Genomic DNA, 23,211 nt, shown 5'->3' with positions numbered 1-23,211 from the left:
GGACATAGTTCAGACAATGAAAAATCAGTAAAAAAGCCTGCTCAAGTGCAGGCTTTCTTACATTAAGCAGCAACAGATCGGTGGAACCCAGAACATAGGGACGGGATACCTGAAGTTCAATTGAACTCTTCTATTAAATCCGCTGCACCACGGACTGGACAGCTCGCTGCCAGCCAGTGTAATAATTTTGTCGGGTGACTTCATCCAGCTTTGGTTCGTATGTCTCGTATAATATCAGATGGGCTGCAATCTGCTCCGGATCGGACCAAACACCTGTGCCGAGCCCGCCGAGATACACTGAGCCCATGGCCGATAGCTCAGCACAGGTGGAGCGGGCCACTACGCTACCCAGGAGATCGGCCTGAAATTGCATGAGCCAGGCATTGGAGGAGGCACCACCGTCGGTCCGCAGACCGAGCAGTTGAATGCCAGACTGCCGCTCAACGAATTCAACCGCATCTCTGACTTGATAGGCAATACTCTCCAGCGCAGCCCGGACAATATGGGCTTTAATGGTTCCGCGGTTCATGCCGGTAATTGCCGCCCTGGCAAATGGGTCCCAATAGGGTGCACCCATGCCAACAAAAGCGGGGACAAGATAAACGCCGTCGTTCTCTGGCACGCTTTCAACCAGTTCCTGCATTTCCGCAAAGGTAGAGAAAAGCCCCAAATTATCCTGCATCCATTTGATGCTGTCTCCGGTGGACCGGATGACGGCTTCAAGCGCATACGTAACCTGTCCTCCGGCACCCCAGGCGATCGTGGTTACAAGGCCGTCACCGCCATCAATCGGATGGGCGCCTACATTCATCAACACAGAGGTGCCGGTTCCAAAGGTTGCTTTGGCGCTTCCAGGCTTAAAGCAGAGGTGGCCATACAACGCGCCCTGGGAATCCCCGATCACGCCTGAGATCGGCACCCTTTCCTCAAAAAGGCTGCTGTCCGCCGTATATCCGAATATGGCATCGGAAGGCTTAACCTCGGGCAGCAGAGAAGAAGGGACAGCGAACATCAGGGCCAGGTCTTCGTCCCATTCCAAGGTATGGATATTGAACAGCGAGGTACGGCTGGCATTCGTGTAGTCGGTAGCATGTGTGCTACCGCCGGTCAGCTTCCAGATCAGCCAGCTGTCCATGGTTCCTGCGAGCAGCTTTCCTTCGGCCAGCAGCTCTGCGGCTCCTTCTGCATGACTAATGATCCAGCCCCATTTGGCGGCTGAGAAATAAGGATCGAGCATAAGTCCTGTTTTGGCGCGTATGGTCTCTTCATGGCCCGTTTGCTTCAGCCCGGCGCATAGGTCCGCAGTACGCTGGCATTGCCAGACGATGGCATTATATACCGGTTGGCCTGTTGTCTTATCCCACATTAGCGCGGTTTCCCGCTGGTTGGTAAGGGTCAGAGCAGCCAGTTCCGCCGGATGGATGCCGGTTTGCTCCAGCACGCTGTGGGCCACCTTTATGACATTATCATAAATTTCGAGCGGATCATGCTCTACCCAGCCTGGCTGGGGGAAGTGCTGTTTATGCGCCATTCCGCTGCGAGCGACGACTATTCCTTCAGAGTTTACCAGGAGTGCTTTGGTGCCTGAAGTGCTCTGGTCAATGGCCAATATATATTTCTGATTGTGGTCCATATGCTTCGCCCTTTACTTGTTGATCAATTCGAGCGCAACCTGCTTGATATTGTCGCCCGTAAGGCCATAGTGGCGGAATACCTCCGCTGTTTTGCCGGCAATGGCCGGTTCATCCGGGATGCCGAGTACCTTCATCGGAACGGGATGATGCTGTACGACAACCTCCGCCACGGCAGCGCCAAGGCCGCCGTAAATACTGTGCTCCTCAACCGTAATAATGCGTCCGGTCTCCCGGGCCGCAGCAATTATGGCCTCTTCATCCAAGGGTTTAATCGTATGCATGTTGATGACCCGTGCGGATACGCCGTTTTTGGCAAGCGCCTCGGCGGCATCGAGGGCAACACGTACGGTTTCACCGGCGGCAATGATCGTAATATCGGAACCTTCCTGTACAATTACAGCCTTACCTATTTCAAACGGATAATCGTCGGATTCGTATACGTCCTCGACCGGGTTGCGTCCGATCCGCACATATACGCCGCCGTCATATTTAACCAGCGCTTCGGTCATCTTCTTCGTTTCGTGGCGGTCAGCGGGAAGCACAATAGTCAGTCCCGGAATGGCACGGGCCACCGCGATGTCCTGTACGGAGTGATGGGACATGCCGAGCGCACCGTAGCTTACGCCGCCGCTGATCCCGATCAGCTTCACATTGGTCCGCGAATAAGCGACGTCAACCTTGATTTGCTCAATGCTGCGCATGCTCAGGAAGCAGGCAGGTGAGGTGACAAAAGGTTTCTTGCCGCTGTGGGCCAATCCGGCGGACATACCTACAATGTTCTGCTCTGCAATACCAACCTCTACGAATTGCTCCGGAAATGTATTGGCGAATGGAGCCATCGCGGCCGAACCGCGTGAATCACTGGCCAGTACCATAATATCCTGGTCGTCTTGGGCCAATTCCATCAGTGTGTCACAGATGACTTGGCGGTTGGGAATCTTGTTCATGGTTATTACACCTGCCCTTTCTGTGTCAATTCCTCAATGGACGCGCTCAACTCGGACAGGGCCAGCGTCAATTCCTCATCGTTCGGCACATGGTGGTGCCAGGCGGGAACATTCTCGGCGAAGGATACACCCTTGCCCTTGGTCGTATTGGCCATAATCAGTGTTGGTTTGCCGGGTACTTCCGGTACGGTGCGGAATGCCTGCAGCAGTTCTTCCATATCGTTGCCGTTGATGGAAACAACGTTCCAGCCGAAGGCGGTCCATTTCTCGTCCAATGGTTCCAGGCCCATGACCTCTTCGGTAGTTCCGCTGATTTGAAGCCGGTTGCGGTCGATAATGCCGACCAGATTATCTAGTTTATAATGGGCGCCTGCCATGGCGGCTTCCCAGTTGGAGCCTTCGGCCTGCTCGCCGTCTCCCATCAGACAGAAAACCCGGTAAGACCGTCTGTCCCGCTTGGCCGCCAGTGCCATTCCGACGGAAATGGGTAGACCATGGCCGAGGGCGCCGGTATTCATCTCGATGCCGGGAACCTTGTTGTTCGGGTGGCCGATGAGCCGGGTGCCGAACTGGCTGTAGGTTACCAGTTCTTCTTTGGGGAAGAAACCGCGGTCAGCCAGAACACACCAAAGTGATTCTACGGAATGGCCTTTGCTGGCAATGAAGCGGTCACGGTCTTCCCATTTCGGATTAGCGGGATCAATATTCATAATTTCATAATATAAAGCCGTCAAAATGTCAGTGTTACTCAAAGATCCCCCTGTATGGCCCGTTTTGGCGCGGTGAATAATGGTCAGCAGATCCATCCGGATTTGTGCGGCCTTGACTTTCAGTTCCTGGATTTCCATAATATCCTCCTCTGATAGATGTAATATATAAAATGAACTGATGCTTCGTAGAGGCAACTGCGCAAGGATTGGACTTTCTCTATTCTTTACACGTGTAGACCCGACTGTTTAGTGCGGGCAAGATCAGACCCCCTGAGCCAGCTTTGGATTTCCTGTTCTGTAGGATCTACGGGGTCCGGCGTCAGCCCCGGGATATAATTGCAGGCCTCGTAGATGGCCGGAATAACATTGGCATGGATGCCTACGGAATGATGAACATAAGGACCTTTGACGAGCTTTTCTTCCCACAGCGGCCAGTCGTTCACTTCCACCCATACATAGGAGCCGCGGGTATAAGGGCCTTCGATGCCACGGGCCTTGCCAAGGAACATCGAGTATTCACCGTGGTCGCCGTCGAACCGGGCAATGGTCATGCCGCCGCCGCGGATTTCGCCTTCATGGGTTCCTGGAGCATGGTCATCAAAGAGAAAGTGCTTACGCAGCTTCGGTTTCTGCTCCACAGAAAGCGAGACAGGGAAATTTCCGCAGTGGAACAGCAGTTCACCGTTGTCGTTTTCGGGATGGCGGACGGTGATGTCCGCAAAAAAGGTTGGTAATTCATTCATGGCGGCCGCCTGCACCATAATGGAGGTAATGGCTCCATGGATGTCCGTTTCGCAGGTGACCGGAATTTGTTCATCCGTCAGGATCGCATTGGCCAGACACGGCATTATCGACATCGCCTCCTGCAGCGAAGACCAGCACTGGATAGCGATAGCGCTGCTTCCCGTTTCACGGGCAAAGGACTTCATGGCCACCTTTAAAGCGGCGATCCGTCTGACGTCATCTTCGGTCACTTCGCTGTAGTCGAGCTTTTCTTTAATGTAATCCATCGTATCCAGCAGTTCGGCGCTGCTGCCGGCAGCGATTTTTCGGGTGCGGAGCTGAATATCGACAAGGGTGATCGGATGAATCTCAATGCCGAAGCGTTCAAGCAGCTCGCCCTCATTGCACATCATGGTCCAGAATGAAGCGGGACGCGGGCCGATCTGGAGAATCCGCAGGCTCTTGAATTGGCGCACAACGTTAGCTGCCGCGACAAAATTCGTGAAACCACGCTCGAATACCGGATCATTCACCCAGCTGTTGGTTACATAAGTGAAGGGGACGTTGAATCTGCGTAGTACTTTGCCTGTGGCGAAAATACCGCACTGGGTGTCGCGCAGGCGCATGCCATCCGCAAGGGGGGCTTCATCCCTCGGCCCCCAGAGCAGAACGGGCTTGCCAAGCGCTTTGCCGACCCGGGCTACCGTGTCTTCAGTACCGAAGTTGCAGTGTGGAAAAAATACGGCATCAACTTCTTCCTCTTTGAACCGCTTGGCAATCAGATCGGCATTAATGTGGTCGTCGTACAGCAGGCCTTCCTCGTTTAGGCCTTCCAGGTCCACAATGTCAATATCCATTCCAAAGCTCTCAATTTGCTTGCGGATTTCTACTTTGTACTTAAATGCATCCTCAGCGCTGAAAGTAAAACGGCGTGTTGGGGCGTAACCCAACTTTAATTTCTTCATCATCATTTCTCCTCGGTATGGAATATTTCAGCCTTGTTGAATGAAAACAATAACTAAACAAAATGACTATAGTTTAGTTATTTTGACTTAACTGAATATATTTTTCAGCTTTTTAGGTCATGTTAACATTGCGTTTAAGCGGTGTCAATGAATAATTTAGTGTAGTTTAGCTATAATAACTAAACTAATAACTAAACAAATTTGATTTTATTTAGCTAAACATTGCATCGAAACCCGATTCGGTGTAAACTTCACGTATTACTTTGTTGTGTTGTTACTTTATTAAGAAATGGAGAATCAAGGCATGAAGATGGAAGATATCGCTAAACTGGCCAATGTATCCAAAGCAGCCGTTTCATTGGCCTTCAGTGGCAAGCCGGGAATTGGCCCGGATACGCGAGAACGCATTCTCCAAGTCGCCTATGAAGCTGGATACAGCCCCAGGGGCAGGGAAGTGGCGATTACAAAAGTAGACAAATCGCTGCTTTTTCTTGTATGTACGAATTCAGGAATTATCCTTGAAGAATATTATCAACAGCCATTTTTCAAAGAATTGATTCATTTTATTGAAGAACGCTGTCGTCAGAAAGGATATTCCCTGATTTTTTCAACGGTAGATGTCGAATTTTTCCAGAGGGATATCCAGGTGGTCGCCGATGAGAAACGCAGTGTTGGAACCATAGTGCTGGGCACCAATTTGACCCGTGAGCAAATCAGGGATATTCATGCCAAACTGCCGAATCTGGTTGTACTTGACACCTGTTTTGAGACGTTGCCTGTACAATTTATTCAAATTAATAATGTGATGGGTGCATATCAGGCCGGGGTCTATTTAAGCAACATTGGACACAACTCAATTGGCTATATCGCTTCCAATGTACGAATTCATAATTTTGAGGAACGTAAACGCGGTTTTATGGCGGCGCTTTCGGAGCGAGGGCTAATGGTGCCCGAGGCAGCACATCTGTCCGTGGCGCCAACTATTCTTACTTCTCAGGATGATCTGAAACGGCAGTTAACCACTTATTTGGAGAACGGGCACAGTATGCCTACAGCCTGGTTTTGCGAGTGTGACTATATTGCGATCAGCGCCATGAAGACAATGAATGAGCTGGGCATCCGGGTACCACAGGATACTTCAGTCATAGGTTTTGATAATATTAACGAATCAATGGTTGTCACTCCGGAGTTGACTACGATCCACGTGGATAAAGAAAGAATGGCCAGTCTGGCCGTTGATCTACTGACTGATGCATTGTCGCAAGGGACAAGTAAAATTATCGTAGACACCATTTTTGTGGAACGGAATTCCTGCGCGGCTCCTGTCGATCGCGGGCTTGCAGGACAAAAGCCGGACAGCTCCGGGCTGGACTAAAATCGTATTGCATTGTATTAGAACAGGGGGACCTTGAATGAATTCACGCATGGTTTCGATTTTACAGCATCTGCTGGCTGCAGACATTCCTGTCAAAAGCGAGCATCTGGCAAAATTGATTCAGGTTACTTCACGCACCGTACGCAGTGACATCAGAGAGCTGGATGATTTCCTGGCCAAGCATGGAGCATCGGTTCAACCTGTTCGCTCAAGAGGGTATGAACTGAAGATTACAGACGATAGCAGCTTTCGTATGCTTTTACAGCAATTGTATCTGAACAATGAACCGGAGGATTCGGGATCACCTGAATACCGGCAGCTTTATTTAATCAGGCGCCTCCTGCTTGCCGGAGCGTATTTGAAGCTTGAAGAGTTGGCAGATGAGCTATATGTCAGCAAGTCCACGGTTCAGAACGATTTTAAGGGTGTTAAGCAGACATTGCTTGCCTACGGGATTGGCATAGACAAACGCCCCAACTATGGCATTAGGCTAAGGGGGGATGAAGTCCGGCTGCGTTTGTGCATATCTGAATTCGTTGTGAACCGCTCGGATGAAGAACGCACCGGAATACAGGATGCGCTGCGTATTGTCTCTCCCCGCGAGATGACGCTGATACGCAGCATCATTCTGGAACAGATTCAGAAGCTTGGCGTGAGCCTGTCAGATGTTGCCTTCAGCAATCTGACTATTCATATTGCGATCGCCTGTAAGCGAATTCGTGACGGTAACCGGGTCGCGTTGCTCATGGATGAGAAGGAAGAATTCCGGGCTGCTGAGGAATTTCAGGCTGCCGAGCAGATTGTGGCGTTGATCGAACGAGAACTGGGCTTATCTTTTCCCGAAGATGAGGTTGCCTATATAGCCATGCATCTGGCTGGAAACAAGTGGTTTGCGGAGGTAAACGGGGAAGAGATGGAACAAGCCGGTCCCGAGAAGATGCTGGACCGCGGGATTTATGAGCTGGGGAGGGAAATTCTTGCTCGAATTGACAGGGACCTTAACCTGAGGATCAGCAGGGATCAAGAGCTATTAATGGGTATTTGCCTCCATTTGAAGCCTGCGCTGAACCGTGTCAGATACGGGATGAGTATCCGCAATCCGATGCTGGAGCATGTGAAGAGCAACTATCCCTTGGCTTTTGAGGCAGGGGTCATCGGAGCCAAATTGATTGAGAGTAAACTCAATCTGTTGATTCCCGAGACGGAAATGGGCTACCTGGCTATTCATATCGGAGCGGCAATGGAAAGACAGCAGATGGATACCAGGCCCAAACGTTGCCTGGTCGTATGCACTTCGGGTGTAGGCAGCGCTCGTCTGCTGTATTACAAGTTAAGGAGCCAATTCGGCGAGAGACTGGAGGTTGTGGGCACAACCGAGCTTTACAAGCTGCAGCAGGTCCCTTTGCGCAACATTGATTTTGTGGTCAGCACTGTCCCCATTTCACAACCGTTGTCTGTTCCGGTAATTGTCGTGCAGACACTCCTGGGAGGCGGGGATATGAATAAAATTAATGATTTGCTGAACGGGGAGAAGTCGTATACTTTTCGCTACATCATGGAAGAACTCGTGTTTCTGAGAAAGAGCTTTACCACAAAGGAAGAGATCATTACGTTTCTCGGGGACAAAATGTCTGAATGCGGGTTGATTCGGTCCTCCAAAGGTTTCATCGGTCTGGTTCTCGAACGGGAAAATGCGGCACCAACTGCCTATGGGAATTTGGTGGCCATTCCCCATCCGATCATTCCGCAAAGCAATCGCACGGTATGGGCGATATGTACACTTAAGTCTCCGATTGACTGGTCCGGGCGGCCGGTACAATTTGTCTGTTTGCTCAGTATAGCCAAGAGTGGTGAAGAGCCCCAAGTGAAAATGTATCAACACCTGATGGGGCTGGTCGACGATTCCGAGATTATCCAGCAAATGCTGGAATGCAAAACGTATGGAGAGTTTGCCCAAGTTATTGTCAGACATAAACTGTATTGATCGTTCAAGGCTCTGTGTGGCGTTTGACCGGATTTTCGGCAGACGGCGGTGCGGAGTCTTTTTTTATTTTTCTTGGAGAGTGCTGTATTCGGCTGGTTGGTGCAAATATATGCGGGTGTAAGCATTTCCGCTCGTAGTGGAAAAGGATTGCGTTTAGATGTGAGTTGTAATCGTATACACTGATCTTGTAAGACAAAGAAATGGAATGTAAGAGGTGAACATAATGGATGAGTATCAGGAAATTATTATGGGGATTATAACCAATGCAGGGTTTGCCAAAAGCAAGGCTATGGAAGCTATCGCGCTTGCCCAGAAAGGCCATTCGGAGCAGGCGGCTGAATGCCTGGAGGAATGCAAGAAGGAACTGGTGAGTGCGCATAAATCGCAAACACGGCTGATCCAGCAGGAAGCGGGAGGAGCTACACATGAAGTGACACTGTTGATGGTACATGCACAGGATCATTTGATGTCAGCCATTACGACGAAGGATTTGGCGGGACATATGGTGGAGCTTTATGACAGATTAAACCGCTATGAAGCGGCGGTTGTTCATAACACTACAATCAGGGAGGACTAAGAATGAAACAAATTACTCTGGTATGCGCAGCGGGAATGTCAACAAGTATGCTGGTACAGAAAATGCAGAAAGCGGCACAGGCCCAAAATATTGAGGTAGAGATCAGAGCCACCTCCGAGAGTTCTTTCAAGGAGTATGCGGACAAGACGGATGTGTTGCTGATTGGGCCACAGGTCGGGTATCTGGAAGGTGATTTTAAAAGCAAATATGAACCTAAAGGCATTAAAGTAAGCGTAATCGATCGAATGGATTATGGCATGATGAACGGTGAGAAAGTGCTTGCCGATGCTTTAAGCCTGTAATCATTGGTTGCAAGTGGCTATTACTATAACAGACACGCTGCACTGTTGGCAGAAATGGACTTCAAGATCGGATGGCGTCAGAATGAGTACAATCTGGAGCAGTTGTGGCGGATTCACGAGAACAGCTTTTGTTAGTGAAGGATTCTAATTTCATCAAATGGAAGCGTTCTCTAACTAGTGTTTATCGATGAAATTCTAAAGCAGGAGATGAACGGATATGGCAAATGAACAAAAGCTATCCCACAAGCTGCAAAGATTCGCAGGTAAAATTCAGCAAAATCGCTATATGAGCGCTATTTCGAATGGTCTGATGTCAACACTTCCTTTTCTGATTGTCGGGGCGTTCTCAACGCTGTTCTCCGCACTTGCCTGGGAGCCTTATCAGAACTTTATTGCGCCGGTAAAAGGAATTATTGGTTTGGCATCAACCATGACTACGGGGATTATCGCCCTCTATGCCGTATTCTTCATTGCTTACAGACTGGCGCAGTCCTTCGACAAGGACCCGTTAGTTCCCGCAGCGACTGCGCTGCTCTCCTTCCTAATCCTTACGCCGGTGGAGACTTTCGACAAAGTCCGGGCATTGCCGCTGCAATGGCTTGGCGCTCAGGGATTGTTTGTAGCCATGTTTGTAGGTTTGGTCGCCGCGAGATTGTATATATGGATTGTTGACCGCAACTGGACCATTAAAATGCCGGAGGGAGTTCCACCTACGGTCGTCAAAACCTTTTCGGGCCTTATTCCAGCCATATTGGTCGCCGTCCTTTTCGTTGTCATATCCGGATTGTTCATGCAAACCTCTTTTGTTACAGTCCATCAATTTATATATACCTATCTGCAAGTGCCGCTGGAAGGTCTGGGCGGATCATTGGGGGCCCTGATTATTGCGCTGATCATCATGCAGGCACTCTGGATGTTCGGGATTCACGGAGCCATTGTCACTTTGGCTATCGTTAAGCCCATCTGGATGAGTCTGGATCTTGCGAACCTTGAGGCATTTCAGGCCGGTTCCCCGTTGCCGAATATTATTGGACTGGCGTTCTGGTACATCTATGCCAATTATGCACCAATGCTCGGATTCGCACTGTTGCTGGTCTTTCTCGCCAAGAGCAAGCAACTGCGTACGATTGGGAAACTTGGCCTGCCGGGGACGTTCTTCTCGATACATGAGCCCCTGAATTTCGGCATTCCGGTCGTTCTGAATCCGCTTCTGGCAGTTCCGTTTATCGCCTCCCCTATCGTTTGCGCGGTGCTGGGCTATTTTGCGACCACTATCGGCTTGCTGCCGGCACCAATAGGAATTTATCCTGCATTCGGAACGCCGATATTTGCTTTGGGATTCATTGAGGGCAGTTGGAGGCTTGCTGCTGCACAGCTTGTTCTTATTCCCGTTTGTATGTTGATCTATTATCCATTCTTTAGAATACTCGACAGACAGGCGCTGGAGAGGGAACGTAAAGCACAGGAGAATTCGGAACAGGAAGGGTTAGCCGGGATCAATGCCGGTGCAGTCATCTCATAAACGGACAATACACTCGGAAAACGGCGTATTCAGCGCCGTTTTCTGTTATTACTCGAGAGGGAGGAAATATTGTATGATCAAGCTTGGCATAGCGGAGAACAAACGTTATTTCGTCAGTGAAGGGGCTCCTTTTTTCTATCTAGCCGATACGGTTTGGAGCGCATTTACCAATATCTCGCTGGAGGAATGGAACTATTATCTGGACTACAGGAAAAGCCAGGGCTTTAATGTTCTGCAGATCAATTTGCTGCGGCAGTGGGATGCCAGCAGCAGTGATTTGAGTCAGGAGCCGTTTGCCCGGTGTGAAGACGGTACTTATGATTTTTATTCGCTCAATGAAGAGTATTTCAAAAGAGCAGAGCAAATGGTGGAAATAGCGGTGGGCAAAGGGTTTGTACCAGCGCTTGTCCTGCTCTGGTGCAATTATATACCCGATACCTGGGCGTCCAGAATCCGGGAAGATAAAAAGATGCCACTGGATGCAGTAGAAGCATATGTGCGTTATGCAGCGGACCGCTTCTCCAAATACTATCCGATCTATATCGTGAGTGGGGACACGGACTTTCCGTCCGAACGGGCAAATGAATACTATCGGACTGCACTTCGTGTTGTGAAAAGGCATAGCCCGGAGTGCTTGACCACCTTGCATATTCAGGGACGACTTGCGGAAGTGCCGGACGAATTCATAAACGATGGTGATCTGGATTTCTATATGTACCAGTCCGGCCACAATTCGCAGTTTCAGCCTACGGCCTACACCTTAGCTATCGACTTCAGCAGCAAGCCGGTAACACGGCCGGTGTTGAACTCGGAGCCTTGCTACGAAATGATGGGGTACAGTCGTCAGAATTACGGCCGGTTCAGTCGTGCCGATGTGCGCAAGGCTGCCTGGCAAAGTCTTTTATCCGGAGCGGCAGCTGGTGTAGCCTACGGGGCGCACGGAATCTGGAGCTGGCACAAAAAAGGCAAGCGATTCGGAGTTACAGGAGAAGGGTTTGACAGCCCTTATGATTGGCAGGCTGCCCTCAAGTTTGAGGGAGCGTGGGATTATGGATTTGCCAAATGGCTGTTTCAGATGTATGGGCTGACCGATTTGCAGCCGTGGAACATTGTGCTTAAGAACACGGAAGAGATTCGGGCAGCGGCAACCGCCAGCATGTCCAAGATCGCCATTTATATGCCTGTCAATACAGTGCTGAGGTTGGACGCGGACCTTGGTGAATATGAGTTTACGATTATCGACCTTGAACACCGCAGATTTGCGGCCGCTGTCATCACTGTTAAAGAGAAAACGACAGTTATAGATATGCATGATTTCGAAAGCGATGTTCTTTTGATCGGTGTGAAAAAATCAAATGAGGTGATATAGAATGGGGTTGGATCCTAACTTTCTGTGGGGCGGTGCAACCGCGGCAAATCAAAGTGAAGGCGGATATAATCTAGGAAACCGCGGTTTAGCCAATGTTGATTTATTGCCTACGGGCAACGATCGGGCAGGAGTAATGGCCGGGAAAATTAAAATGCTTGAATTGGATGATGAGCACTTTTATCCGGCACATGAAGCTATTGATATGTATCATCAGTATATGGATGACATCAAGTTATTTGCTGAAATGGGCTTTAAAACGTATCGCATGTCGATATCATGGACTAGAATTTTCCCCAATGGGGATGAAGAGATACCGAACGAAGAAGGTTTAATCTTTTATAAGAATATATTTCGGGAATTACAAAAACACAATATCGAGCCATTGGTAACTTTAGCCCATTTTGATGTTCCAGTTACTCTTATCAAAAAATACGGTTCATGGCGTAATCGTAAAATGATTCGTTTTTTTGAGAACTATTGTCGTACCGTATTCAATCATTACAGAGGGCTGGTAAAATACTGGTTGACCTTTAATGAAGTGAATATGATACTGCATGCACCGTTTTTGGGCGCGGGCTTATGCTTTGAACCAGATGAAAATGAAGAACAGGTTAAATATCAAGCCATGCATCATCAATTAATGGCCAGTGCGATTGCAACCAAAATAGCGCATGAAGTAGATCCGGAGAACAGGATTGGCTGTATGCTGGCAGGAGGAAATAACTATCCGTATTCTTGTCGTCCGGAGGATTATGCAAAAGCAGTTGAAAAGGATCGGGAAAATTATCTGTTCATTGACATTCAATCCCGGGGTGCCTATCCGAGTTATGCATTGAAAAAATTCGAACGAGAAAATATTCATATTGTGATGGAACAGGGAGACCAAGAGCTGTTAAAACAACATACAGTTGATTTTATTTCATTTTCCTACTACTCTTCCCGGGTTGTTGCCACCGATCCATCGGTTGCTCATGAAACGGCTGGAAATATATTCAAATCCATTAAAAATCCTTATTTGAAGTCTTCCGAATGGGGCTGGCAGATTGATCCTTTAGGATTGAGGTCAGCGCTTAATATTTTATATGACCGTTATCAGAAACCATTGTTTATTGTGGAAAATGGGCTTGGTGCGGTGGATACGCCAGATGAACATGGCTATGTGGAAGATGATTATCGAATCGAATATCTGAGAGAGCATATTAAGGCGTTTAAAGCGGCAGTCCTGGAAGATGGCGTGGAGTTGATGGGGTACACGAATTGGGGATGTATTGATCTGGTCAGTGCCACCAAGGGCGAAATGAGCAAGCGTTATGGATTTATTTACGTTGATCGTGATGATGAAGGTAAGGGTACTCTGAAACGTAGTAAGAAAAAATCATTTTATTGGTATCAAAAAGTTATCCAAAGCAACGGTGAAGATTTAGAATAAATCGTATTTAAATCTATGTCCTTAACACGAAACGAGCCTTAGAAGCGATTCTAGAGGCTTGTTTTTTGTCCGGATTTTTGAATTCTCCCGTACAATCCAAGTTCATAAATATAATCACATCATAATACATATCAGGAGACGCCCCAAGGGGAGCCCCGTTATGAATTATCAGGAACGATGGTGTATACTATCCATAGGCATAAATTACCTTTATCATGATGAACTCATGGTTGCAAAACAAAATAAATAATCGTATGGACGGAGGACTCAGCCCATGTTGAAACAGCTTAAGCCATATAAGGTGCTGCAGGAACGCAGAATCGAGGAGTTGAAATCAGACGCGTATCTGTTGGAACATCAGAAATCCGGTGCCAAAATTGTACTTTTGTCCAATGAGGATGATAACAAGGTATTCAGTATCGGTTTCCGCACGCCTCCGGAAGATAACACAGGTGTGGCTCACATCCTGGAGCATTCCGTGCTCTGTGGCTCCAAGAAATTCCCGGCTAAGGATTCCTTCGTTGAATTGTTGAAGGGTTCACTCAATACATTTCTGAATGCGATGACGTATCCGGATAAAACGATCTATCCGATTGCAAGCCGCAACGACCATGACTTCCATAATCTGATGGATATTTACCTGGATGCGGTACTCAACACGAATATATATGATAATGAAAAAATATTTCTGCAGGAAGGTTGGAATTACAACCTGACTTCAGCCGAAGATGAGTTAACCTATAACGGTGTTGTATATAACGAAATGAAAGGCGCTTTTTCTTCACCAGAACGGATTGTGCGCAGGGAAGTTCTGAATTCACTCTTCCCGGATACTACATATTCCTGTGAATCCGGTGGATTCCCTGACGAAATTCCCAATCTGACCTATCAGGGATTACTGGATTTTCACTCCAGATACTATCACCCATCCAACAGCTTCATTTATTTGTATGGGGATATGGATATGGAAGAAAAATTGCAGTGGCTGGACGAAAACTATCTGAGTGAATATGACCGAATCGAGATTGATTCTGCCATTCAGCTCCAGCCTGCATTCGAAGAAAGAGTCGACGCAGTCAAGACATACTCGGCCGGCAGCACGGAATCGGAAGTGGATAACAGCTTTCTGACCTATAATGCCGTTATTGGCACAAGTTTGGACAAGGAATTAAACGTTTCTTTTCAAATTTTGCTGTACGCACTGCTCAACGCTCCGGGAGCTGTTCTGAAGCAGGCTCTACTGGATAAAGGAATTGCAAAGGATGTATATGGTACGTATGATGACAGTTTGTATCAGCCTGTGTTCACCATCGGACTGAAGAAGAGCAATCTGTCGAGCAAAGAGGATTTTCTGGGTACGGTGAAAGACGTGCTGGAGCGTGTGGTGAAGGATGGTTTTGATCCAAAAGCGCTGCTCGCAGGCATTAATTCCTATGAGTTTAATCATCGGGAAGCAGACTATGGAAGAATGCCCAAAGGGTTGATCTATGGCTTCTCCTCATTGCAAAGCTGGCTGTATGATGATGAGGCTCCTTTCACTCATTTGGAAGCCAATGACGTATTTGCCGAGCTGAGAACGAAGATGAACGAGGGTTATTTCGAGCAATTGATTGAACAGTATATACTGCAAAATCCACATACTTCTTTTGTCGCAGTCACGCCGGATAAAGGGTTGAATGCTCGAAAAGAGGAAGCGTTAAAAGCGCATCTGAAATCGGTTAAGGCTCGGTTGAGCCAGGAAGAAATTCAGCAATTCATTCAGAGAACCGAGGCACTCGCGGAATATCAAAATGCTCCTTCAACCAAGGAACAACAGCAGGTCATTCCAACGTTATCGATAGAGGATATTGAACCGAAAGCATCCACACTGTATCAGACATTCCATCAGGTCGAAGGTACTACTGTTCTGCACCATAACATCTATACCAATGGGATTGGTTATCTGAGATTGTTATTCGATATTAAGGAAGTCCCACGGCACTTGCTGCCTTATGTTGGCTTGCTAAAAAGTGTGCTGGGTTACGTCGATACTCAAAATTTCTCATTTAATGAATTATCGAATGAAATCCATATCCATTCCGGGGGCATTCACAGCGGGATTGGTACGTATGCAAACGCACATGAGCACAAAGACTTCAGGGCTACCTATGAATTCAATGCCAAAGTGTTATATGACAAGCTTGGGTTTGCGTTTGACATGATCAAAGAAATCGTGTTCACGTCCAAATTTAATGATTCGAAGCGTTTATACGAAATTATTTCTCAGCTGAAAGGCAATTTGCAGCGCAACATGATCAGCGGGGGACATTCCGCAGGAATTGGCCGGTCGACTTCCAAACATTCGGCGGTTGCAAACTTTAGGGAATCGGTTAGCGGTATCACTTTTTACCAGTGGCTTGAGGACCTTCAGGCGAACTTTGAGGCAAGAAAAGAAGAGCTGTCGACCCGTCTTCAATCGTTGACCCGTTTTATTTTCAGACCGGAAAACTTGCTTGTGAGTTACACAGCGGATGATCAGGGATATGCGGGCTTGGAGAAACAAGTGTCCGATTTGAAGGCGAAACTGTTCACCGAAGACGTTGTCAAGGAAACAGCGGTATTCACACCTGTACAGCACAAGGAAGGGTTCAGATCACCATCTGAAGTCCAATATGTTGTTCAAACGGGTAATTTTATCGATAAAGGATATGCATACACAGGCTCACTTCGTGTCTTGCAGGGAATTCTGTCCTTGGATTACTTGTGGAACAATATTAGAGCCAAAGGCGGAGCCTATGGCTGCATGTCAGGCTTTAGACGTAATGGAGACAGCTATGTTGCATCGTACCGTGACCCGAATCTTGAGAAAACATATAAAGTATATGAAGCGATACCGCAATACTTGAAGGAGTTCAAAGCAGATACACGGGAGATGACAAGGTATATCATTGGTGCCATCCAGGACCTGGATACGCCGAGAACTCCTCATGGCGAAGGATCATTCTCTCTGGAGTGTTATCTGTCTAATGTCACCGAGGCGGATTTGCAGAAAGAACGGGATGAAGTACTGAGCACAACGGAAAGGGATATTATTGGTTTTGCCGAACTGGTGTCCACGATATTGGAACAACAGCAACGCTGTGTTATCGGCAACGAAAACAAGATTGAGGATCAGAAGCAATTGTTTGACGAAACGCTTGATTTAATCAAAAACTAGGGCTTGAATTGAATGATGCAACAATGCCGAAGGCTTAGCAGGGAATGCGCAAACACCTGATCCAAAATCCAAAGGGCGCTTTTATGAGCTGTAGTGGCTCATAACTGCCGCCCTTTTTTGTGTGTGAAAAAGAAGGTCATAGCCCGCAAAGACTGAAACTTTATTCGTCTATACTTTGTATGGACCAGGGTGGTGAGGTGTGTTCGATTACGTTTGGCATCCGACTGTGCCATCATGATTCCGAAGCAAAAGCCAGCGATGCCGAATTATTACCTGCATGTCCCCAAGCAAACCTTCAATCAGGCGGGTCTGATATTCCTTAATCACAACGTGAGTACTACAGGTGACTTATGCCTTGCTGCACACTTCTGGTCTGCTGTCCCCGGTTATGTTAAAATGGTGGATAGTCTATGAGTCGCATCATGCGGCTCTCGCAGGTGGCAGTCCGTTATGAGGGCTGCACGGGTATGTATTCATCAGGGAAAGGAGCCTATACATATGTTTGATAATGATTGGGACACTGTGCTCAAGGAAGAGACCGAAGCTGAGTATTTCAACCGTATTCGTTATGAACTCGCCGCTGAATATAAAACACAGACCATCTTTCCTCCCAAGGAGGATTTGTTCTCGGCCCTGAAACTGACACCGTATCATCAGGTGAAAGCAGTGATTATCGGTCAGGACCCCTACCATGGAGCGGGTCAGGCTCACGGATTAAGTTTTTCAGTCAGACCCGGGGTGCGAACTCCTCCTTCTTTGAAAAATATATACAAGGAGCTTCACGCGGATTTGGGTTTGCCGATTCCCAATCATGGATCACTGGTTCATTGGGCGGAGCAGGGCGTACTGTTGCTTAATGCCGTACTGACAGTACGGGAAGGACAGCCGAATTCCCATCAGGGCCTCGGTTGGCAGACATTTACAGATGCTATCATCCGGGCATTAAATGAACGTTCAGAACCGATGGTATTTATGCTTTGGGGCAGTCATGCCCAGAAGAAGGGCGCCTTCATTAACCGGGATAAACATCTGGTGCTGGAATCTACACATCCAAGTCCGCTCGCGGCGCATCGCGGCTTTCTGGGCAGTCGTCCTTTTTCCAAAGCCAATGACTTTCTGACCTCCAAGGGTATTGAGCCAATTGATTGGACGATACCGGAAATCTAGACAAAATGGGGGTGGAAACATTGCGACATTGGGTAGGACGAAAAGTAGCTGTATATCGGGCAACTGGCATACGAGAGCCATTGAAAGGAACACTGGTAGAGTGGGATGAAGAAGCGGATTGTGTACGAATCGGACCGAAACGGATCAAAGTATCGTTCGACAATATCGCAATGATCCGGCCGTTGCCTGAAGAGAGTCTTCCCTTGAAAAAAGCGCGTTCCGAGGTGCATAAGGTTGGATATGTGATGAAAAAGGCCGTGCAATTTGAAAATGCCATCTATTTCAAATCAGAGGTTATGATTTGGCGTCGGGCCAAGATTGTAGCGTTATCCACAACCATTTTACGCCATGATGATGATCAGGTTGAGCTTGCAGACGGCCGGGTTCTTCGTAAGGACAAGCATATGTTTGTTGTGCGCTCACGACGTGGAATACGATAAGTACGCTGATATTTAATATTCATTTCATGTAAAGATCATACGGATTTAATGTTAGGCCGTTATAGTAAGTAGTAACAACCCCTTCTAAATAATATATACTGATATGGGAGCCCGGCCGGCTGCAAACGGTCGGGTGTTTTTTTTGTTGAGCGGAGCAAGTTGGTGATGTAACATAGGTTTTACACTCGTGGTATACACTAATGAAATAGATAAATGAAGGAGTGAATTCCAGTGAAACGTATATGTGTTTTTGCAGGTTCGAACCCGGGGAATCACCCCGACTATACACAACAGGCTGTAACATTGGGGAAACAGATCGCTGATCGTGGATATTCACTTGTCTATGGCGGTTCGCGCATGGGATTAATGGGTGCAGTCGCAGATGCTGCTCTGGAGCAGGGTGGAGAAGTGATTGGTGTCATGCCGACGGGTTTGTTCCGGGGAGAGGTTGTTCATGGTGGTCTTACCCAACTAATTGAAGTGGGAACGATGCATGAACGCAAGGCGACGATGGCTGAACTTTCTGACGGATTTGTGGCGCTTCCTGGTGGGATGGGAACGTTCGAAGAGTTATTCGAAGTATTATGTTGGGCACAAATCGGCATTCATCGTAAACCGGTGGGTTTATTGAATGTGAACGGATATTACGAGCCGCTAATGAGAATGGTGGAGCATAGTGTGCACGAAGGATTCTCTAATACTTCACATCTCAGTCTGTGGAGTCTTGAATCCGACCCTGCCGAGCTGCTTGCCCGGATGGCAGCGTATGTCCCTGCACAATTGACTCAGAAATGGACTCAGCTGAATGAGAAGTAACTGCATGCATGATATTGGATTACCCGCTCCTGCGGAAAACTTTCCGTTCTGCCCAAGCAACTTCAAACCCGAGACATAGTCTATAGTGTACTTTCTTAAGAGGGGAGTGTCACTCATGAGCGAAATTAAAGGCGCAGGTTACGGGTACGGAGGCTTCGGCGGTGGAGCCTGGACATCCACAGGTGCAATTCTGGTGTTGTTCATCCTGCTCGTTATCATTTCCCGCACATTCATTATTTAATTCAGTCAGCCATTCCGGGACGGTGTCAGAGTCGCTCGGGCGACGCCCGATGAAGAAATGGCCTTTCCAAAGAGACGCCGGTGCGGCCGGCGTTTCAGGGGAACGGTTTTTTTCTGTCTAAAAAAAGAACCCTGCCTCAATGGATAAGAGACAGAGATTGGACGGAGTATTAGATGATTACCTCCGGACTACCAGGCAAACTGAGTGTTTTCAAGGCAATGTATACTCCAATGACGGCGGAAATAAGGAGAAGGATGGCAGAGATAAGAGCTAACTGATCGAGCCCGTGCTGTGCTGTAGCAACGGAAGTTTGATTGCTTGTTTTGTCAGGTACGGCCAGACCCCGAACAGATGCCTTTTTCATGTATTGGCGTGATCGGGGGGGAGTTCGTGTTTTACAGCCGGGTTTGAAGGATCTGCTTTTTGCAGAAATTCCAGGTAAGGGAGCTTTTTTGGAGGAAGATTTGGGAGATACCGATTTCTTCTTCGTTAGGGGTTTCAAAGGGCGACCTCCTTACAGCGGAGTGCAGTTGTCTATGACTGATACTATGTTATGTCTGCTCTACAGATTGAGTTCGCAAAATGAGTGAATCCCCAGCTTACAAGATGTTGTCCTATATGCGGGGCGTGAAATTAAACGCTCTGTTTATACAGGTATGACAAACGTCGTTTATAGTGAGAAACATAGAGTTAACTCAGGGAGGCGCTGGAATGAGAAGCATAGATATCATTGCCCATAGGGGAGCATCTGCTATTTGTCCCGAAAATACGATGGCTGCTTTTGAACGCAGCTTGCAGCTTGGGGCGACAGGTATAGAAACGGATGTGCAATTGTCCAGTGATGGCAGGTTGGTGCTAATTCATGATGAGACGTTAAGTCGAACAGCTGGAACGGAAGGTTGGGTCAAGGATAAATCGGTTGAAGAATTGCGTTCTCTTGATGCAGGCATCTGGTTTCATGCCAATTTTGCTGGGGAACGCATTCCATCACTGGATGAATTATTCGATCTGGTGCGTGGGAAGAATATTCTACTTAACCTGGAATTGAAGAATGGAATGGTTAGTTATAAGGGAATGGAGGAAAAAATCATAAAAGCAGTTCGGGATTGGGATATGGAACAACAGGTGATCCTATCGAGCTTCAATCATGCCTCACTAGTGAAGTGCAAACGTCTAGCTCCGGAAATCCGCACAGCACTTCTATATATGGAAAAGTTGTATCGTCCGTATGATTATGCAGCCAAACTCGAAGCCTCTGCTCTTCATCCCTATAAGCTGGCTGTAACACAAGAAGAAGTTGCTTCTGCGCTCGCTCAGGGCATTGCAACGCACCCGTTCACAGTGAATGATCCTGCCGAGATGCAGGCACTAATCAACATGGGTGTGCAAGGGATCATTACCGATGTCCCTGATGTACTTGCAGCGCTAACTGCTGTACATACCCGTTAATTATAGTAATGAGATCATGAGGCTGCATGGGATCTGTTGATCCGATGCAGCCTTTTTGCATACAAAAATTCATTTATGCAATAAACTTGTCCCATTTGTCCATTGCCAGAGACCGTTAGTTGACTTACAATGATCTATGGGAATGATAATCAATATCATTATCGTTATTAGTTTGGTATTAATAGAGAGGTGATTGGTATGTACATAGGATATGTCTACTCCACTCATAATGAGGGTGGGCGCATATGAGTTCGAAAGCTTCACCGGCAAGTCACGATACAGAATCGCCGACCGCCCATATACACACTCGTCCCTGGGCTGCCACATTAATCCTGACCGGGGGGGTTCTGCTGCTTGCTCTTGGGATGGCGTTGTCCATCTCGTTTGGAGCGGCAGATATTAAGCTGAGCGTAGTATGGCAAGCGATCTTCAATTTCAATCCCGACCTCACTCCACACCAGATCATATGGGAGATTCGGTTGCCGCGCATTCTTGGTGGAGCGATGGTTGGTGCCTGCTTCGCTGTAGCCGGTGCAATTATGCAGGGGATGACCCGTAACCCGCTGGCAGATTCCGGGTTGCTCGGACTGAATGCCGGCGCAGGATTTGCGCTAGCTGTCTGTTTTGCCTTTTTCCCGGGCATGCCGTATATGTATATCATTCTGTACTCCTTCCTGGGGGCAGGACTTGGCGTTCTTCTGGTTTATGGTTTCGGTGCAGCGTCCAAATCGGGACTTACGCCGCTCAGGCTGGTACTGGCAGGTGCCGCGGTATCTGCGATGCTCTCTGCATTCAGTGAAGGAATAGCGCTGTACTTCAAGGTTGGACAAGATATTGCATTCTGGACAGCCGGTGGTGTCGCCGGAACAAAGTGGTCTCAACTGGAAGTCATGTTCCCTTGGATTTTAGGTGCACTTATTGCAGGTCTGATCATCTCCCGTTCCATTACGCTGCTTAGTTTGGGAGAAGACATTGCTGTTGGATTGGGTCAACGTACAGGGCTGATTAAGCTGGTTGGTCTGATTGTGGTACTGATTCTTGCGGGTGCAGCCGTATCCGTTGTTGGAGCGGTTGGTTTCGTGGGTCTGATCATCCCCCATCTAACGCGAAAATTGGTTGGGGTCGATTATCGCTGGATTATTCCTTGTTCTGCTGTGATGGGCAGTCTGCTGCTTGTATTCGCAGATCTGGCCGCACGTATGATTAACCCGCCATATGAGACGCCGATTGGCGCCCTGGTTGCCCTGATCGGGGTACCTTTCTTCCTCTATCTGGCGCGTAAAGAAAGGAGGAGCCTGTAATATGGAATCCTCAACGCTGGTTCAAACAGAGCGTAAAAAGAAAACCAAAAGCACCATGGTATTAATTGTACTTGGCGCGTTAATTATTGCGGCTTTTATCGTCAGTATGAATACAGGGTTTACCAAGCTCTCGCCACTTGAAGTGATACGTACGTTGTTTGGTGGGGGAACACCCAAGCAGGACCTGATTTTGTTTGAATTCCGCTTGCCGCGTATTGTCATTTCGGTTCTGGTCGGTGCCGGACTTGCGCTATCCGGTTGTATCCTGCAGGGGGTATCCCGAAACCCTCTGGCTGATCCAGGTATTCTCGGTATCAATGCTGGGGCTGGGTTGGTTGTGATGTTATTTGTTTCTTTTTTTCCGACAACGACAGCGGCTCCGATATTTTTGCTGCCTATTCTGGCCCTGATCGGGGCGACCTTTGCTGCTTTTCTGATCTATGTACTTTCCTATAAAAAGGGAGAGGGTCTCCTGCCTACCCGCATGCTGCTCACAGGGATCGGTGTAGCGGCAGGGATCAGCTCGGCCATGATTGTGCTCACCCTGCGGCTCAGCCCGGAGAAGTACCAATTTGTGGCGACCTGGATGGCTGGAAGCATCTGGGGTTCCAACTGGAAATTCGTAATGGCGCTGCTGCCGTTTCTCCTTGTCCTTGTGCCGCTTGTTCTATATAAAGCTCGTGTGCTCAATGTACTGAACCTCGGTGATCAGACAGCGAGTGGTCTTGGTGCTCCGGTGGAGCGTGAAAGACTGATCTTGCTGGCTGCGGCCGTGGGACTGGCCGGATCATGCGTATCCGTCAGCGGAGGGATCAGTTTCGTGGGTCTGATCGGTCCACATTTGGCACGTCGTCTCGTTGGACCAAAACATCAGTTTCTTTTGCCTGCATCCGCACTTATTGGTTCATTGCTTGTCCTTGTGGCAGATACGCTGGGACGTGTCATTTTGCAGCCATCCGAGATCCCGGCAGGTATTCTCGTTGCGATCATTGGTGCGCCATATTTTCTGTTCCTCTTGAGTAGGACGAAATAAAAGTAATCATGTTGTGTGGTTGCTATAAGGA

20 protein-coding genes are annotated in these 23,211 nt (G+C 48.1%); 15 read left to right on the top strand and 5 right to left on the bottom strand.

What is annotated here, in order from left to right:
* Positions 1 to 133 precede the first annotated feature (133 nt).
* From glpK to ACFTRD_RS19190, 4 genes are all read right to left on the bottom strand, one after another.
* Entirely contained in the window at positions 134 to 1,633 is a 1,500-nt protein-coding gene (glpK, locus tag ACFTRD_RS19205; RefSeq protein WP_379382737.1) for a glycerol kinase GlpK, read from the bottom strand.
* 12 nt (positions 1,634 to 1,645) lie between these two features.
* Positions 1,646 to 2,581 carry a transketolase family protein gene (locus tag ACFTRD_RS19200; RefSeq protein WP_379382735.1) on the bottom strand — a complete coding sequence of 312 codons (936 nt, stop codon included), beginning with the start codon at positions 2,579 to 2,581 and terminating at the stop codon, positions 1,646 to 1,648.
* A gap of 5 nt (positions 2,582 to 2,586) precedes the next feature.
* A complete protein-coding gene (locus ACFTRD_RS19195; RefSeq protein WP_379382733.1) occupies positions 2,587 to 3,429 on the bottom strand; it encodes a transketolase in 843 nt (280 codons plus the stop codon).
* A gap of 86 nt (positions 3,430 to 3,515) precedes the next feature.
* Positions 3,516 to 4,979 carry an L-fucose/L-arabinose isomerase family protein gene (locus ACFTRD_RS19190; RefSeq protein WP_379382731.1) on the bottom strand — a complete coding sequence of 488 codons (1,464 nt, stop codon included), beginning with the start codon at positions 4,977 to 4,979 and terminating at the stop codon, positions 3,516 to 3,518.
* Between the two features lie 304 nt (positions 4,980 to 5,283).
* On the opposite strand from ACFTRD_RS19190, the gene ACFTRD_RS19185 reads away from it, so the two are divergent.
* The 12 genes from ACFTRD_RS19185 (at position 5,284) to ACFTRD_RS19130 (ending at position 19,397) form a co-directional block, all read left to right on the top strand.
* A complete protein-coding gene (locus ACFTRD_RS19185; protein ID WP_379382729.1) occupies positions 5,284 to 6,354 on the top strand; it encodes a LacI family DNA-binding transcriptional regulator in 1,071 nt (356 codons plus the stop codon).
* Positions 6,355 to 6,391: 37 nt separating this feature from the next.
* Entirely contained in the window at positions 6,392 to 8,338 is a 1,947-nt protein-coding gene (locus tag ACFTRD_RS19180; RefSeq protein WP_379382727.1) for a BglG family transcription antiterminator, read from the top strand.
* Positions 8,339 to 8,561: 223 nt separating this feature from the next.
* The gene (locus tag ACFTRD_RS19175) at positions 8,562 to 8,915 is read left to right on the top strand and encodes a PTS sugar transporter subunit IIA (protein ID WP_379382725.1); all 354 of its coding nucleotides are present in this window, start codon (positions 8,562 to 8,564) and stop codon (positions 8,913 to 8,915) included.
* 2 nt (positions 8,916 to 8,917) lie between these two features.
* Entirely contained in the window at positions 8,918 to 9,217 is a 300-nt protein-coding gene (locus ACFTRD_RS19170; protein WP_379382723.1) for a PTS sugar transporter subunit IIB, read from the top strand.
* A gap of 217 nt (positions 9,218 to 9,434) precedes the next feature.
* Positions 9,435 to 10,739: a PTS sugar transporter subunit IIC gene (locus ACFTRD_RS19165; RefSeq protein WP_379382721.1), complete on the top strand. Its 1,305-nt coding sequence runs from the start codon at positions 9,435 to 9,437 to the stop codon at positions 10,737 to 10,739.
* 73 nt (positions 10,740 to 10,812) lie between these two features.
* Entirely contained in the window at positions 10,813 to 12,108 is a 1,296-nt protein-coding gene (locus ACFTRD_RS19160; protein WP_379382719.1) for a glycoside hydrolase family 140 protein, read from the top strand.
* A 1-nt stretch (position 12,109) separates the two neighbouring features.
* Complete coding sequence (locus ACFTRD_RS19155; protein WP_379382717.1) at positions 12,110 to 13,537, top strand: 6-phospho-beta-glucosidase; 1,428 nt, start codon at positions 12,110 to 12,112, stop codon at positions 13,535 to 13,537.
* Between the two features lie 274 nt (positions 13,538 to 13,811).
* Entirely contained in the window at positions 13,812 to 16,733 is a 2,922-nt protein-coding gene (locus ACFTRD_RS19150; RefSeq protein ID WP_379382715.1) for an insulinase family protein, read from the top strand.
* Positions 16,734 to 17,231: 498 nt separating this feature from the next.
* A complete protein-coding gene (gene ung / locus ACFTRD_RS19145) occupies positions 17,232 to 17,900 on the top strand; it encodes a uracil-DNA glycosylase (RefSeq protein WP_192268870.1) in 669 nt (222 codons plus the stop codon).
* A gap of 20 nt (positions 17,901 to 17,920) precedes the next feature.
* Complete coding sequence (locus tag ACFTRD_RS19140; RefSeq protein ID WP_379382712.1) at positions 17,921 to 18,340, top strand: hypothetical protein; 420 nt, start codon at positions 17,921 to 17,923, stop codon at positions 18,338 to 18,340.
* A gap of 231 nt (positions 18,341 to 18,571) precedes the next feature.
* A complete protein-coding gene (locus tag ACFTRD_RS19135) occupies positions 18,572 to 19,156 on the top strand; it encodes an LOG family protein (RefSeq protein ID WP_192268866.1) in 585 nt (194 codons plus the stop codon).
* A 115-nt stretch (positions 19,157 to 19,271) separates the two neighbouring features.
* Positions 19,272 to 19,397, top strand: coding sequence for a YjcZ family sporulation protein (locus ACFTRD_RS19130; RefSeq protein WP_379382710.1), 126 nt, complete (start codon positions 19,272 to 19,274; stop codon positions 19,395 to 19,397).
* A 169-nt stretch (positions 19,398 to 19,566) separates the two neighbouring features.
* Here ACFTRD_RS19130 and ACFTRD_RS19125 read toward each other — a convergent pair whose 3' ends face one another.
* Positions 19,567 to 19,899: a hypothetical protein gene (locus ACFTRD_RS19125; protein WP_379382708.1), complete on the bottom strand. Its 333-nt coding sequence runs from the start codon at positions 19,897 to 19,899 to the stop codon at positions 19,567 to 19,569.
* Between the two features lie 209 nt (positions 19,900 to 20,108).
* Here ACFTRD_RS19125 and ACFTRD_RS19120 point away from each other — a divergent pair, with 209 nt between their 5' ends.
* The 3 genes from ACFTRD_RS19120 (at position 20,109) to ACFTRD_RS19110 (ending at position 23,180) form a co-directional block, all read left to right on the top strand.
* On the top strand, positions 20,109 to 20,846 hold the full coding sequence (locus tag ACFTRD_RS19120; RefSeq protein WP_379382706.1) for a glycerophosphodiester phosphodiesterase: 738 nt from the start codon (positions 20,109 to 20,111) through the stop codon (positions 20,844 to 20,846).
* A 245-nt stretch (positions 20,847 to 21,091) separates the two neighbouring features.
* Positions 21,092 to 22,147 carry a FecCD family ABC transporter permease gene (locus ACFTRD_RS19115; RefSeq protein ID WP_379382704.1) on the top strand — a complete coding sequence of 352 codons (1,056 nt, stop codon included), beginning with the start codon at positions 21,092 to 21,094 and terminating at the stop codon, positions 22,145 to 22,147.
* 1 nt (position 22,148) lies between these two features.
* Positions 22,149 to 23,180, top strand: coding sequence for a FecCD family ABC transporter permease (locus ACFTRD_RS19110; RefSeq protein WP_379382702.1), 1,032 nt, complete (start codon positions 22,149 to 22,151; stop codon positions 23,178 to 23,180).
* The last annotated feature ends 31 nt before the right edge of the window (positions 23,181 to 23,211 follow it).

This window comes from Paenibacillus sp. NPDC056933 (genome assembly GCF_042674385.1).
Taxonomy (GTDB): domain Bacteria; phylum Bacillota; class Bacilli; order Paenibacillales; family Paenibacillaceae; genus Paenibacillus.
This window is presented reverse-complemented; position numbering and strand designations above follow the sequence as displayed.